Raw genomic sequence first — 14,780 nt, 5'->3', positions numbered from 1 at the left:
GGATTGCAGTGATCCACTATCGCTTTTATGATTTGGCGGGGTGGAAGGCAACCCCGATTTCCGATGCCGGCAAAAAGCAGTTCCGTAACGTAAGCCTGGTTCCGATCCTTGCATGAAAAGGCTTGGTTAACCTTCTCTGGATACCAATCGTTAATCGAGTTCGCGGCCTAACCGGCACTTCGACGAAACGAGCGGGCGCCTGGCGCCAAACCGGGAGCGACTGGAAGAGAGATGGGACTGGCGGACTTCACAGACAAGGGATGTCGTGTTGGCGGCCGGATTCTCGGCGCTTTCTGTCTCCTGCTGCTGGTCGTGATTTCCCAGGCGTTTTGCTCCGTTGCCAATGCCGCCGACGCGCCGCTGGTGGCCAAAGGCTACAAGATGGTGGGCGATGCCACCAAGATGCGCATCGTCTTGGATTTCGATCGCGAGCCTGACATCAAATGGTTCCTGCTGCGCGGACCCAATCGCCTGGTGATCGATCTGGCGAATACCAGGCTGGCGATCGACGCCAAGGACTTGAAGCCGCGCGGCCTGGTCAAGAGTGTGCGCCTGGGCGAGCTAGGTGAAGGCGTTTCGCGGCTGATCCTCACCGGCAAGGGACCGTTCGCCGTCGACAAGCTGGATGTGCTCAAGAATGAGGACGGAACCGGCTACCGCATTGCCATCGACATGTCGGCAGCCTCCGAACGCGAGTTCGACGCCGCCCTTGCCAACCAGGCGCTGACCACCGGTTCGACTGTTTCGACCGACAAGGGTGGGCGGGTCGGCACCGGGCCGGTCTCCAATCCGGGCCATCGCTTCACCGTCGTCATCGATCCCGGCCATGGCGGCGTCGACGGCGGGGCCGAGGGTCTGAACGGCACGATTGAGAAGAATGTGACGCTGGCCTTCGCCACGGAGTTGCGCGACAAGCTAGCGGCTATCGGCAAATACGATGTCTTCATGACGCGCGACACCGATGAGTATCTGCGTCTGGACGACCGCGTGCGCATTGCCCGCCAGCATGAGGCCGATCTGCTGATTTCGATCCATGCCGATACGATCAGCGTCAAGGGCATCCGCGGCGCCACCGTATATACGGTCTCCGACAAGGCATCGGATCCCGAGGCGCAGGCGCTTGCCGACCGCGAGAATCTCTCGGACCAGTTTGCCGGTATGGTCATCAAGGACGATAACAAGGAAGTGACCGACATCCTGATCGACCTGATCCGCCGCGAGACGCACACCTTCTCGATGAGTTTCGCCCACACGCTGGTCGGCCAGCTTTCGACCAGCGTCGGCCTCATCAACAATCCGCAGCGTTCGGCGGGATTCAAGGTGCTGAAGGCGCCGGACGTGCCATCCGTGCTGGTCGAACTCGGCTATCTCTCGAATGCCAAGGACGAAGCGCAACTGCTCGACGCCGAATGGCGCGGCAAGGCCGCACAAAGCATCACCAACGCCGTGGCGCTGTTCGCTTCCGCCCGTGCCGGAACGGGGACCGGAGGTTGACATGCCTGGCGGCGCCTGCAACCTAGGGCAGCGTTGCTGGATGACAACACCCGGTGCCTTTATTTGCGGCTCGAGGTCATGAAAGCAGGCCTTGCCGTATTTTGTCCACATGGCGGCGACATGGGTTTTCGATTACGGATTGGGACCGGTTCGAAAGCTTGCGTGGAAGGCGGCTTCGTTTAGGGAATTCCCGAACCAAGGACTGGAGCGGGTATGATTCGTCTCATTGGCTATTTCTTCGGCATCGGCACGACGCTGGCCCTTTTGGTCGCGGCGGGCGTTGCGATTTACATCAGCCATCTGTCGAAGGATCTGCCCGACTACGAGGTGCTGGCCAAATACGAGCCGCCGGTGACGACCCGCATCCATGCCTCCGACGGCTCGCTGATGGCCGAATACGCGCGAGAACGGCGCCTCTACCTGCCGATCCAGGCGATCCCGGATCGCGTCAAGGCGGCCTTCCTGTCGGCGGAAGACAAGAATTTCTATAATCACCCCGGCATCGACGTGACCGGTCTTGGCCGCGCCATCATCGTCAATCTGCAGAATTTCGGCTCGGGCAGGCGCCAGGTCGGCGCGTCGACGATCACCCAGCAGGTGGCCAAGAACTTCCTGCTGACCGCGGACCAGACCTACGAGCGCAAGATCAAGGAGATGATCCTCGCCTTCCGCATCGAGCAGGCCTATCCCAAGGATCGTATCCTCGAGCTCTACCTCAACGAAATCTTCTTCGGTTTCGGTGCCTATGGTGTCGCTGGCGCGGCGCTCACCTATTTCGACAAATCGGTGAACGAACTGACCGTCGCCGAGGCTGCCTATCTGGCTTCGCTTCCGAAAGGCCCCAACAACTACCATCCCTTCAAGCATGCCGATCGCGCTATCGAGCGCCGCAACTGGGTCATCGACCAGATGGTCGAGAATGGCTACGTCACGCGTGAGGAAGGCAACAAGGCCAAGGCCGAGCCGCTCGGCGTCACGCCGCGCCGTACCGGCACCTATCTCTTCGCGGGTGAATATTTCACCGAGGAGGTGCGTCGCCAGATCATTGCCCGCTACGGCGAGAATGCACTGTACGAAGGTGGCTTATCCGTCCGCACCACGCTTGATCCGAAAGTTCAGCTTATCGCCCGCAAGGCGATGCAGAACGGCTTGATCAAATACGATACGCTGCGTGGCTATCGCGGGCCGGTGAAGTCAATCGACGTGTCCGGTGACTGGGGCGTCCCGCTGGGAGCGGTCAAGGGACTGGAAGATGTTCCCGAATGGTCCCTGGCCGTCGTGCTCGACTCCTCGGCGTCCGGTCTCTCGATAGGGCTGCAGCCCGCACGCCAGGCGTCGGGCGATATCGTGAAGGAACGCGTCGAAGGTACCGTCAGCAAGGACGACATGGGCTTTGCCATGCGCCATGTAGTCGACGGCAAGACGGTCAAGGCCAAGTCGCCGGCCGATGTGCTGAAGCCGGGCGACGTCATCTTCGTGCAGAAGAACGAAGGCTCGGACAATACCTACAGCCTGCGCCAGGTTCCAGAGGTGGAGGGCGGTCTGATCGCCATGGATCCGCACACCGGCCGTGTGCTGGCCATGGTCGGCGGCTTCTCCTATGCCCAGTCCGAGTTCAACCGCGCCACCCAGGCCATGCGCCAGCCCGGCTCCTCGTTCAAGCCGATCGTCTATTCGGCCGCGCTCGACAATGGCTATACACCGGCCTCGGTGATCATGGACGGACCGATCACCATCCAGAGCGGCAACACGACCTGGACTCCGAAGAACTATGACGGCACCGTCGCCGGGCCGGCAACGCTGCGCTCCGGCATCGAGAAGTCGCGCAACCTGATGACCGTGCGGCTTGCCAACGACATGGGCATGAAGCTGGTCGTCGAATATGCCGAGCGCTTCGGCGTCTACGATCATCTGGCGCCATATCTGCCGATGGCGCTGGGCTCTGGCGAGACGACCGTCATGCGCATGGTTTCGGCCTATTCGATCATGGCCAATGGCGGCAAGTCGATCAAACCATCGCTGATCGACCGCATCCAGGACCGCTACGGCAAGACCGTGTTCAAGCAGGATGAGCGCGGCTGCGAAGGTTGTAACGCGCCTGAGTGGAAGAATCAGCCGGAGCCGGAGCTGGTCGACAATTCCGAGCAGGTGCTCGATCCGATGACTGCCTACCAGATCACCTCGATGATGGAAGGCGTGGTGCAACGCGGCACCGGCGCCACCATCGGGGAACTGGGCCGCCACATCGCCGGCAAGACCGGCACCACCAACGACGAAAAGGACGCCTGGTTCATCGGCTATACGCCGAACCTCGTGGTTGGCTTGTACATGGGCTACGACACGCCGCGCGGCCTTGGCCATGGCGCCACCGGTGGCGGTCTGGCCGCCCCGATCTTCAAGGACTTCATGCGCGTGGCACTCGACGGCACGCCCAATGTCGACTTCAAGGTGCCGGACGGCATGAATCTGATCGCCATCAACCGCAAGACCGGCATGCGTGCCACGTCGGGCGATCCGGGCACCATCATCGAGGCCTTCAAGCCGGGCACCGGTCCGGCAGACAGCTATTGGGTGATCGGCATGGGTGCCGATGGCTCCAACGCATCGGGCGGCGCACTGTCGCCACAGGCGAACCAGGCCATCCAGGACGGCGGCGGCGGCCTCTACTGACGGGGCTCGATGCCGCCTGTTGGGCTGGCCGGGGGCCGGCCCATTTCGCTTTACACATGGCGGCGCCGTCCCTATGTATCGCGCCGACCCAAGCGTCACTCCAGCAACAGGACGAATACCAGGCCATGCGCGCGGAAACGCAGAATATTGTCGACGAGATCAGGCAGGCGATAACCCTGCTGAGGAGGCATCTTTGACTGGGATCAGGCCATAAAGCGGCTTGAATACCTGAATGTGCGGGCGGAGGACGCCAGCCTCTGGAACGAACCGCTGGAAGCCCAGAAGCTGATGCGCGAGCGCCAGAGCCTCGAGGAAGGCATCGCGGCGGTCAAGGGCCTGACGCAGGCGCTGGAAGACAATATCGGCTTGATCGAGCTTGGCGAGGAAGAAGGCGACGAGGGCATCGTCGCCGAGGCCGAAGCGGCGATCCGGTCGATGCAGGGCGAGGCGAAGGCCCGCCAGGTCGAGACGCTGCTGTCGGGCGAAGCCGACGCCAACGACACCTATCTCGAAGTTCATGCCGGCGCCGGCGGCACCGAGAGCCAGGACTGGGCCTCGATGCTGTTGCGCATGTACACGCGCTGGGCCGAGCGCCGCCGCTTCAAGGTCGAGGTGCTGGAAGTGCATGATGGCGAAGAGGCTGGCATCAAATCCGCTACTCTCTTGATCAAGGGCCACAATGCCTATGGCTGGCTGAAGACGGAATCGGGCGTCCACCGCCTGGTGCGCATTTCGCCCTATGACAGCAATGCGCGTCGCCATACGTCCTTCTCCAGCATCTGGGTCTACCCAGTCGTCGATGACAGGATCGAGATCGATGTTTCGGAATCGGATGTGCGCATCGACACCTATCGCTCGTCGGGTTCCGGCGGCCAGCACGTCAACACCACCGATTCGGCCGTGCGCATCACCCATATCGCCACCGGCATCGCGGTCGCCTGCCAGGCTGAGCGTTCACAGCACAAGAACAAGGCCAAGGCCTGGGAGATGCTGCGCTCGCGGCTCTACGAGGAAGAGCTGAAGAAGCGTGAGGCCGTCGCCAACGCTACCGAAGCCTCGAAAAGCGACATCGGTTGGGGCCACCAGATCCGTTCCTACGTGTTGCAGCCCTATCAGCTGGTCAAGGATCTGCGCACGGGCGTCGAAAGCACCAGCCCGTCAAGCGTTCTCGATGGCGATCTCGACGACTTCATGGAAGCCTCGCTGTCGCAACGCATCGAGGGCGGCGCCGGTGAAGCCGTGGCGGATCTGGACTAGCACCGTCCACCACTGATCCGGGTTGCGATGGCTTGCTCTTTCTCAGGAGGAAGCGGGCCAACGCCTAGGATCTGTCATGCCTATCAACGGCAGAAAGTTGCTGCCTTGTGCGGCCAGCGCCTCATGCAGCGATTTCTTGCGCCGACTCACATTTCGGCTCACCATCAAGGCGGAAGAGACAAAAGCATTTATGGCCGGTCGCGGCATATCTGCTGACGATTTGGCCGCTGGGAAGACACGTTCCGGGAACGGGCAAGCAAGAAACGCTTGAACCTCGTTTGAAAGGAACGTTCCCATGTTTGCCGCCAATTCCAGATCGGCCATCGCCGTTCCATCGGTTGGCCAGCTTGTCATTCCCCTGTGCGCGGCCTGTGTGATAGCGCTGCTGTCGGTGCCTGCCTTGGCGCATGATGCCAAGCCGACCGCGGCCAAGCCGCAAGGTTGGAGTTATCCGTTCGCCTGCTGCGCCAACTACGACTGCCACGAGGTGTCGCAGACTTCGATCAGCGAGCGCCCGGAAGGCTATGTCATCAAGGATACCGGGGAGGTGCTGGCTTACAGCGACAGGCGTATCAAGGATTCGCCCGACGGCGAATTTCACTGGTGCGCGCATGAGGCCGGGCTCGATGCCGGCAAGACCATTTGCCTGTTCGTGCCGCCATCATCCTACTAGGATTTCCGGCCGGCTGGTCAGGCGTGGAGCCTGCTGACGGACAGTTGTCAGGATCGCTTCTTTATGATGCCCTGCCGCATGGGCGGCGGACAATAGAGAGGTGACGTCGATGACCATCAAGGGAAGCTGCCACTGCAAAGCGACGACATTCGAGGTTTCAGAGGCACCGCGGACGGTGACGCAATGCACCTGTTCGTTCTGCTCGAAACGCGGCTCGCTCTGGGCCTACTACACCCCATCGCAGTTCAAGCTCATCACGCCACTGAAAAACGTTACCTTCTATCAGTGGGGCTCGAAAACCGTAAAGCATGGTTTTTGCACAACTTGCGGCTGCGGCACGTTCACCGAAACGCCGGATTGGTCGACCGGCGAGCCGGATTTCGACAATCCCAAGATCAGCGTCAATTCGCGGCTGTTCGATGATTTCGATCTCGACAAGGTCGAAGTGGTGGTCATCGACGGCAAGAATCTCTGGTAACCGGCCAAGCCGGTCGTCACGTGACTGACCTCGGGAAAAGCCGTCGCGGGCGTTTTTCCTGTTCCGCTTTTCGCCGCAATTTATGTTACAAGTCGCGGGAAGGGCTGATTTGGCGCCGTCGAAAAAGGCGCGACTTGGAGAGGGACCATTTATGAAGAAGACCGTGCTCGTCGTCATGGCGACGGCTTTGCTCGTGAGCGCCTGCACCACCACCGATCCGTATACGGGCGACCAGAAGATTTCCAACACGGCCGCCGGTGCCGGTCTCGGCGCCCTCGCAGGCGCGAGCCTCGGTCTGCTTGCCGGCGGCAATGACCGCCGCAACGCGCTGATTGGCGCTGGCATCGGTGCGCTGGCCGGTGGCGCCATCGGCGCGACAATGGATCAGAACGAGGCGGAATTGCGCCGGCAGCTCCAGGGCACCGGCGTCAGCGTCACCCGCAGCGGCGACCAGATCATCCTCAACATGCCGTCCGACATCACCTTCAATGTAGATCAGGATGCGGTGAAGCCCGGCTTCTATCCGGTGCTGAATTCCGTCGCACTGGTGCTGAAGAAGTTCCGCCAGACGACCGTCGATGTCTTTGGCCATACCGATTCGACGGGCGGTGAGCAGCACAATTTCGATCTGTCGCAGCGCCGTGCGCTGGCGGTTGCCAACTATCTGTCCGGGCAGGGAGTCGATCAGCGCCGCTTCGCCGTTACCGGCTTCGGCAAGACGCGTCCGATCGCGTCCAACGCGACGGCCGAAGGCCGCGCCCAGAACCGGCGCGTCGAGATCCAGCTGTCGCCGCTCACCTGATCGTTCGGCAAGCGAATGCGAAACGGCCCCCACGGGGGCCGTTTTTGTTTGAGGCACTTCGGTGCTCTTCAGGCTGGCGCGCCAGAGAATTAGCTAGCTCTAAATAACGGCTTTCCCACGGGCTTGGAAAGGAATAGCATCATTGCTGTTCCAGAGGGGATGAGGCGGTACAGCTTGGCCGCGCAATCAAACATTTTCCCGCCTCGGTCTTGCACGGCCAGATGAATATCTGGGAGGAATGCATGACAAGAAAAGCTCGCCTTGGGCGTTGCGGCGTCCTCGTTTTGGCCGGCCTTCTCGGCGTATCGTTCGACGCTGCCACGGCCCAGGCCGAAGAAGCCAACAAGGCCGACATCGAAGCGTTGAAGAAATCGTTGGCCAAGTATGAAGACTACACCGCGGCTGTCCGCGACCTCTATCTGTCGACCGTCGGGTGCGTTTACTATGCCGGCGAAAAGATATCCGGCGCGATGTTTTATCCGAAAGGGGCCATGGGCATCCATTTCGTCAACGTCCCAAGTGTCGGCCAGAAACTCGACCCGATGAAGCCCAACGTCCTGATCTACGAGCCGACCAAGAAGGGTCTGAAATTGGTCGGCGTGGAATGGCTGGTGCCTTTGACGCCGGATATCAAAGAGCCGCCGAAGCTGTTTGGCCAGACCTTCATGGGACCGATGGAGGGACACTATCCGCTCATCCCGAGGGAGTTCGTCCACTACGATCTTCACGCCTGGCTGTTCAGGGATAATCCGAACGGCATGTTCAGTCCGACGAACCCGAACGTGAAATGCAACAAGGCCGAGTTTCCGATGCTGGAGAAACCGACCAAGATGATGCCTGGGCCAATGTAACGGGCGAGGCAAGCCAACCCTGGGCATCCAGGAGTGGCGCCGGTTTCAGCAGAGCGACATGCATGAAGCGTGTCGTCCAGGCTGGGAGCCGATGCATTTTTTGAGTTCGTCGGGAGGGCATGCCGGCTGGCCGGCCTGCCCTCGAAAGCGGTCCGGATTATACCTTGGCGACGATGCGCATGAAGGCCGGCATGTCGTCGCCGAAGCCCACGGTCGCGTCGTTGTCTTCCTGCCGGTGGCGGGCAGGGCGGTTGCCATCGCGCTGCGGCCTGGTATCGCCTCGTTCCGGCGCGCGATCCGCGGAGCCCTTGCGCTCGCCATTTTCCGAGCGGATTGCATCCTTGCGCGCGCGCCGTTCGCCGATATCGGCGACAGGCGTCTCAGCCACATCGGGCTGTTCCTGCTGTGCGATTACCGGAGGGGTATCTTCCTCGCCATGTCTGGCGCGGCGTTCGCCGCCCTTCTTGCGCTCGCCCCTGTCCTTGCGATCATCGTCCTTGCGGCCAGCGCGGCGCGGCGCGCCTTTGCCCCGGCGCGGCGCATCGTCTTCACCCTCGCTGGCGACCACGGTCGACAGGTCACCGTCATGCCACTCGATCTTGTTGCCGATAAGCCGTTCGATGGCGTCGATATACTTGGTGTCGGACTTGGTCGCGATGGTGAAGGATTTGCCGGAGCGCCCGGCGCGGCCCGTGCGGCCGATACGGTGGACATAGTCCTCGGCATGGATCGGCACGTCATAGTTGAAGACGTGGCTGACATCGGGGATGTCGAGTCCGCGCGCGGCGACGTCCGAAGCCACGAGATAGCGAAGCTTGCCGTCACGGAAATTGGCCAGCATCTGCATACGGGCACGCTGGTCCATGTCGCCATGCAGGGCGCCAGCATCGAAATCATACTTCAGCAGCGAGCGGAACAGTTCCGACACCTCGACCTTGCGGTTGCAGAAGATGATGGCGTTCTTCAGCTCCGCGTCCTCGGCCCGTATCAGGTTGCGCAACGTCTCGCGCTTGTCCCACGGCTTGGAGCCGGATTTGACCAGCCGCTGGATAATGTTGGTGGCGGCGGACGCAGCCTTGGAAACCTCGACACGCACCGGTGCGTGGAGGAATTTTTCCGTCAGCTTGGTGATCTCAGGCGGCATGGTCGCCGAGAAGAACAGCGTCTGCCGGGTGAACGGGATCATTTCGCAGATCCGCTCGATATCGGGAATGAACCCCATGTCCAGCATGCGGTCGGCCTCGTCGATGACGAGGATCTCGACGCCATTGAGCAAAAGCTTTCCGCGTTCGCGGTGGTCGAGCAGGCGGCCGGGGGTCGCGATCAGCACGTCGGCGCCACGCTCCAGTTTCTTGTCCTGTTCGTCGAACGATACGCCGCCGATCAGAAGCGCGATGTTAAGCTTGTGATTCTTGCCGTATTTGACGAAGTTTTCCTCGACCTGCGCGGCAAGCTCACGCGTCGGCTCCAGGATCAGGGTGCGCGGCATACGGGCGCGGGCGCGGCCTTTTTCCAGCCGAGTCAGCATCGGCAGCACAAAGGAGGCGGTTTTGCCGGTGCCGGTCTGGGCTATGCCCAGCACGTCCTTGCCGAGCAGGGCGTGCGGGATGGCACCGGCCTGGATCGGAGTCGGCTGCGTGTAGCCGGCATCGGTAACTGCGGAAAGCACCTTCGGCGACAGGCCGAGGTCTGAAAAGGTCAACGCTTCTTGAGCGATCGTGGTGTCTGAGGACAAGTGTTGTTGTCTTTGGCTGGTTCGGGGAGGCGCAACGTTATTCGTCGCGGCAAGCGCCACGCGCTTGCAAGATTGGCATTGCGATTAGGCGCAAGTCCGCGATTTGTCAACAGAAACGGGCGGGATTGGCGCGATTGTGAACTTGTAACCTTAATCGCTATGCCTAATACGGCCGCCTGTCTGTGTGCCGGCTCAGTAACGGAACTGTTCGGCCAGGATGCGCTCGTTCCAGGAATGATTGGGATCGAACAGCAATGTTGCCGTTGCTGTCGGCGACTCGCGAACCGTTACGGAGGTCACCGCCTTGACCTCCGTATGGTCGGCGGCGGCGTTCACCGGTCGCTTTTCCGGCTCCAGAATGTCGAAGCGTACGGTCGCCTTGTTGGAGAGCAATGCGCCACGCCAGCGGCGCGGGCGAAACGGGCTGACTGGCGTGAGCGCCAGCAGTGGGGCGTCGAGCGGCAGGATCGGCCCATGCGCGGAAAGATTGTAGGCGGTCGATCCGGCCGGCGTCGCGATCATCACGCCATCGCAGTTCAGCTCTTCAAGCCGTATCTGCTCATCGATGGTGATGCGAATCTTGGCGGTCTGGTAGGACTGGCGCCAAAGCGCCACCTCGTTGATCGCCAGTGCGGAAACCGTTTCACCCTCCGAGGTGACGGCTTGCATCTCCAGCGGGCGGATCGTCTCGGCGACGGCGGCCGCGATGCGTTCGGTGAGGCCGCCGGAACGATACTCGTTCATCAGGAAACCGATGGTGCCACGGTTCATGCCGTAGACTTTCTTCCCCGTCCCCATCGTGTCGCGCAGGGTCTGCAGCAGGAAGCCGTCGCCGCCCAGAGCCACGACAACCCCGGCATCCGCGACGGGACATTGGCCATAACGCGCCGACAGGCTCTCCAGCGCCGCCTTGGCGTCTGCTGTGTCGGACGAGACGAAGGCGATGCTGTTGGCGGCTGTGCTCATGGCTCCCCGATCGCGACCGATTGGCGGCGGCGGGTCTGGCCGCGCAGCGCCGGGGTAGCATGGTGCGGGCGGGTCTGCAAAGGGAGCCATCGTGCCGGCCGGCAAGACCATGCCGCGACGGCATCGCCCGCACCGGCAGGTCGCGCTTCATGTCATGGCTTGAGCGAATGTGATGGTTAAGAGGGGGCTTAAGCTCTCGTAAAGCCCGATCGATCATGTTAGCCGGCATGGGTGGCGTGGGGCGCCCGCAGCATCGCTGTATCCTTCGGGAGACCAAGAGGGGCGCTGTGGCACTTTTGTTTTGTGCGCAAGATCTCCTGGACGATTCCGGTGTTCGGGGGCACGCACCAGCCAGACGAGGCCGACATATTGCCGGTAACACGCCTGATCATCGTCTTTGTCATGCTGGGTAGCTTCGCGCTGGTCTTCGCCGAGCTTGTGCGCCGGTCCGAAGAATTGAGCATCAGGCCACAGCCCGCGGCGTCGCGCTGCGGCGATGCCGCGGGAATGCCTTGCCCGCAAAAGGCACTGTAGCCCGCGAAAATACGTTTACCCATCCGAACTATATATCCGGTGATGGTCTCATCCTCGGACAACCGGCCCGCGGCAGGCGCGAAACAGTTTGATCGTTGCAATTGCGGCATCGATGGAAGCACTGCTAGAAGTCCTTCGGATCTGGATAGGACAGGTTCCCATACTCTTTGGGAAACGGGCCTACCAGGACGTTGAACGAAGAGTTTCTGGAGGGAATGCGCATGCCACGCAGCGTGTTGGTTTCTGGTGGCTGCGGCTTCATTGGCTCCCATCTTGTCGATCGCCTGTTGCGGCGCGATGATCTGGAAACGCTTGTTGTCGTCGACAATCTGTGGACCGGATTGCAAGACAACATTGCCCATGTCTCGGACCCGCGGTTCAGCCTGCGGATCGCCGATGCCGAGAGCTTCACCGCCAGCCAGCATTTCGACGAGATCATCCATCTGGCGTCACCAGCTTCGCCTGTGTGGTACATGCGCGAGCCGGCGCGCACGATCAGGGCCAACATAGGCGGCGCGCTCAATCTTCTGTCGCTGCTCAAGCCCGGCGGTCGCTTCTGCTTCACCTCGACTTCGGAAGTCTATGGCGATCCTCTGGTCTCGCCGCAGCCGGAGACCTATCGAGGATCCGTGGACTGTACCGGGCCGCGGGCCTCCTATGACGAGAGCAAGCGCTGCACCGAGGCGCTGCTGTTCGAAGAGCAACGCGTCAGCGGCCTCGACTTGCGCGTCGTCAGGCTGTTCAACACCTATGGGCCGCGAACGCGTATCGATGACGGCCGCGCCGTTTCGAATTTTGTCAGCCAAGCCCTGACCACGGGAATCCTGACCGTCTATGGCGATGGCTCGCAATCGCGCAGCTGGGGCTACATCGACGATATCGTCGATGGGTTGGAGCGGTTCTTCTGGCGCGACGGCATCTCGCATCGGGGCCCCTTGAACATCGGCAACAATCGCGAGGTCTCGGTTCTCGAGACCGCGAAATTCGTCAGTTCGCTTGTTCCGGGCAGCCGCATCGAACACCATCCGCCTCTCCCGCAGGATCCGACAAACCGGTGCCCTGACCTGACGATGGCAAGACAGGTGCTTCCCGATTGGGAGGCAAAAACCGGCTACCAGGAGGGGATCCAGCGCACCTTCGAATGGTTCCGCCGGCAGCTTGCGACCGACGGGAGATCGGTGGCATCAGCCTGAGCGGCTGATTTTTTACGAGTCAGGCCAGACCCGTCATGGCGACCGCGAGACAGAATCGAGCTTGCCGGTAAAGTAGGGTTCAAGCACGGTTTCGAAAGCCTTCAAGGCCGCGCCGATCGCCTGGTGCATGTCGAGATACCGGTAGGTGCCCAACCGTCCGCCCAGATGCAGGTTTTTCTCGGCGGTCGCCCGTTCGAGATAGCGACGGTAAACCGCCTGATCCCGGCGTGTATCGATCGGATAGTAGGGCTCGTCGGCGCGGCCGGCAAAACGGGAATACTCGCGGCCGATGAGTGTCTTGTCGCTCTTGTGCTGACGTTCCGGATTGAAATGCCGGAATTCGACCACGCGGGTGTAGGGCACGGTTTCGTCGGCATAGTTCATGATCGCCGTGCCCTGATGATCCGGCGTGTCCATGACCTCGAGATCGATGTCGATGGTCCGCCAGCCGAGCTCGCCCTCCGAATAGTCGAAATAACGGTCGATCGGACCGGTGTAGACGACCGGCAGGTCTTTCGGCAGCAAGGGTTTGATATCGAAAAAATCGACGCCAAGCCGTGTTTCGATGAGCTCATGCGCGAGCATTTTTTCGAAGATCGCCGTATAGCCATCCACCGGTTGGCCCTGGAAACGGTCGTTGAAGTAGCCATCCTCGAACGTGTAGCGGACCGGCAGACGGGCGATGATCTGCGCCGGCAGTTCGCGCGGATCCGTCTGCCATTGCTTGGCGGTGTAGCCCTTGATGAAAGCCTCGTAGAGCGGACGGCCGACCAGTGAGATCGCCTTCTCCTCGAGATTGGCCGGCGGGCGATCGCCAAGCTCCGCCGCCTGTCCGGTGATCATGCCGCGCGCCTCGTCCGGGCTCAGCCGCTTGCCGAAGAACTGGCAGATCGTGGCAAGGTTGATGGGCAGCGGATAGACCTTGTCGCGATAGGTCGAAAACGCGCGATGGCGATAGGCCGTGAAGCCGGTGAAGCCGCGCAGGTAATTCCAGACTTCTTCATTGGATGTGTGGAACAGATGCGGCCCGTAGCGGTGGATCTCGACGCCGGTGGCGGGATCCTCCTCGGTGTAGGCATTGCCGCCGATGTGCCGGCGCCGGTCGATCACCAGCACGCGCCGGCCGAGTTGCGTGGCGATGCGCTCGGCGAGCGTCGCGCCATAAAAGCCCGCGCCGACAATGAGAATGTCGGCTTCGCTGAGCAGGTTCTTGTCCATTCCCGGATCTGCCGACTTATGGTTAGAGTTTGATCTGAGACAGTTCGACCGGCCTGGAATACTGCCTGCGCAGCAGGTGCCAAAGTCGCCTTTTCCACTTGTGCAGCTGACGAAAAGCTCTTCGGCCCAGAACATAGTCAGCCACCATGCGCAAGCCGATAATCGGCCGCGATCGCCAACGCCTGCCTTTGAGATCAACGGCCTCGTAAGACAGGGGAAAGAACTCGCCAAATCCATATCGCAACCCGAGTTGGCGGAGTTCCGACTCCGCCGTGTGGCCGGACCCGAGCATCGTGGTAGCCAAGTGAACTCCAACTGGCCGCGTGTGGCGGACAGGTAAGGCGTCGAATACGGCGGATGTTCCAAGGTTTCGTACGGCAAGCCGCGTCCACAAGGAGTCGAGACCGAAACCCCCCATGGAGTGTTCGAAAAGCGGTAGCATCTTGGCCACGATGTCGGACCTTATGCAGGGAGCCATGACCTCGATCTTGTCGACCAGGCGAAATTCGAAACTCTTGCAGCGAAGAAACGGCAGGTGGGTGTAATAGCTATCCAGCGTCAGTGCTGGCTGGCCGACGTGCAGGTCGAACCGGCGCATATTGACGAACAAAGCTTCGATGGTCGCCCGGTCGGCCTCGATATCGTCGTCCGGGAACCAGATATATCGGTAGTGATCCAGCAGTTCGGGCCGCTCTGCGAACAGAGCGTGTATGCCGTCCCATTTTCCGCCCTTGTAATCGACACGGTTTTCACAAGGCAGACGAAACGCTGACGGATCGCTGCCGTAGTAGCTGACTATCAAATCGAATTCACAGCGAGGATCGTCCGCCCCCCATCCGCGATGAAGAGAGTTGTCATCGGCCCTGACGACGACGAGATTGCGGCAGGCTGCGTTTGTCATGGGCCCGG

General features: G+C 61.3%; 14 protein-coding genes. 9 read left to right on the top strand and 5 right to left on the bottom strand.

From position 1 onward, the window contains the following. The first annotated feature begins 231 nt into the window (after positions 1-231). The 3 genes from EB230_RS21745 (at position 232) to prfB (ending at position 5,421) form a co-directional block, all read left to right on the top strand. Entirely contained in the window at positions 232-1,494 is a 1,263-nt protein-coding gene (locus tag EB230_RS21745; protein WP_172373938.1) for an N-acetylmuramoyl-L-alanine amidase, read from the top strand. 213 nt (positions 1,495-1,707) lie between these two features. Next, positions 1,708-4,164 carry a penicillin-binding protein 1A gene (locus EB230_RS21740; protein WP_056566501.1) on the top strand — a complete coding sequence of 819 codons (2,457 nt, stop codon included), beginning with the start codon at positions 1,708-1,710 and terminating at the stop codon, positions 4,162-4,164. A 125-nt stretch (positions 4,165-4,289) separates the two neighbouring features. Continuing rightward, positions 4,290-5,421, top strand: a protein-coding gene (gene prfB, locus EB230_RS21735; protein WP_155772406.1) for a peptide chain release factor 2 whose coding sequence is annotated in 2 segments (ribosomal slippage) — positions 4,290-4,355 and positions 4,357-5,421 — 1,131 coding nt in all. Because the reading frame shifts where the segments join, the coding sequence is not laid out codon by codon here. Between the two features lie 42 nt (positions 5,422-5,463). Here prfB and EB230_RS21730 read toward each other — a convergent pair. Further along, the gene (locus tag EB230_RS21730) at positions 5,464-5,745 is read right to left on the bottom strand and encodes a hypothetical protein (RefSeq protein WP_155772407.1); all 282 of its coding nucleotides are present in this window, start codon (positions 5,743-5,745) and stop codon (positions 5,464-5,466) included. Between EB230_RS21730 and EB230_RS21725 the strand changes: the two genes are divergently transcribed. The 4 genes from EB230_RS21725 to EB230_RS21710 all read left to right on the top strand — a co-directional run bounded on the left by EB230_RS21725 (position 5,717) and on the right by EB230_RS21710 (position 8,225). Continuing rightward, positions 5,717-6,094, top strand: coding sequence for a hypothetical protein (locus EB230_RS21725; protein WP_056566494.1), 378 nt, complete (start codon positions 5,717-5,719; stop codon positions 6,092-6,094). The two genes, EB230_RS21730 and EB230_RS21725, sit on opposite strands and share 29 nt — an antisense overlap. A gap of 109 nt (positions 6,095-6,203) precedes the next feature. Beyond that, positions 6,204-6,572, top strand: a complete 369-nt coding sequence (locus tag EB230_RS21720; protein WP_056566491.1) for a GFA family protein — start codon at positions 6,204-6,206, stop codon at positions 6,570-6,572. Between the two features lie 151 nt (positions 6,573-6,723). After that, complete coding sequence (locus tag EB230_RS21715; protein ID WP_056566487.1) at positions 6,724-7,374, top strand: OmpA family protein; 651 nt, start codon at positions 6,724-6,726, stop codon at positions 7,372-7,374. Between the two features lie 242 nt (positions 7,375-7,616). Next, on the top strand, positions 7,617-8,225 hold the full coding sequence (locus tag EB230_RS21710; protein WP_056566857.1) for a hypothetical protein: 609 nt from the start codon (positions 7,617-7,619) through the stop codon (positions 8,223-8,225). Between the two features lie 157 nt (positions 8,226-8,382). On the opposite strand, the gene EB230_RS21705 is transcribed toward EB230_RS21710, so the two are convergent. Together EB230_RS21705 and EB230_RS21700 are read right to left on the bottom strand one after the other, a co-directional pair. Next, on the bottom strand, positions 8,383-9,960 hold the full coding sequence (locus EB230_RS21705; protein WP_056566485.1) for a DEAD/DEAH box helicase: 1,578 nt from the start codon (positions 9,958-9,960) through the stop codon (positions 8,383-8,385). A 192-nt stretch (positions 9,961-10,152) separates the two neighbouring features. After that, positions 10,153-10,926 (bottom strand): NAD kinase, encoded by a 774-nt coding sequence (locus tag EB230_RS21700; protein ID WP_056566482.1) that lies wholly within the window; start codon positions 10,924-10,926, stop codon positions 10,153-10,155. Positions 10,927-11,229: 303 nt separating this feature from the next. On the opposite strand from EB230_RS21700, the gene EB230_RS21695 reads away from it, so the two are divergent. Then, positions 11,230-11,460: a hypothetical protein gene (locus EB230_RS21695; protein ID WP_056566479.1), complete on the top strand. Its 231-nt coding sequence runs from the start codon at positions 11,230-11,232 to the stop codon at positions 11,458-11,460. Between the two features lie 221 nt (positions 11,461-11,681). Further along, a complete protein-coding gene (locus tag EB230_RS21690; RefSeq protein ID WP_056566854.1) occupies positions 11,682-12,653 on the top strand; it encodes an NAD-dependent epimerase/dehydratase family protein in 972 nt (323 codons plus the stop codon). 33 nt (positions 12,654-12,686) lie between these two features. On the opposite strand, the gene glf is transcribed toward EB230_RS21690, so the two are convergent. Both glf and EB230_RS21680 read right to left on the bottom strand, forming a co-directional pair. Next, positions 12,687-13,871 carry a UDP-galactopyranose mutase gene (gene glf / locus EB230_RS21685; RefSeq protein WP_172373937.1) on the bottom strand — a complete coding sequence of 395 codons (1,185 nt, stop codon included), beginning with the start codon at positions 13,869-13,871 and terminating at the stop codon, positions 12,687-12,689. Positions 13,872-13,893: 22 nt separating this feature from the next. Then, positions 13,894-14,772, bottom strand: a complete 879-nt coding sequence (locus tag EB230_RS21680; RefSeq protein ID WP_056566471.1) for a hypothetical protein — start codon at positions 14,770-14,772, stop codon at positions 13,894-13,896. Positions 14,773-14,780: the final 8 nt, after the last annotated feature.

It is taken from the genome of Mesorhizobium sp. NZP2234 (assembly GCF_013170765.1).
Taxonomy (GTDB): domain Bacteria; phylum Pseudomonadota; class Alphaproteobacteria; order Rhizobiales; family Rhizobiaceae; genus Mesorhizobium; species Mesorhizobium loti_D.
Note: the sequence above shows the minus strand (reverse complement) of the source record. Positions and strands in the feature narration are given on the sequence as shown.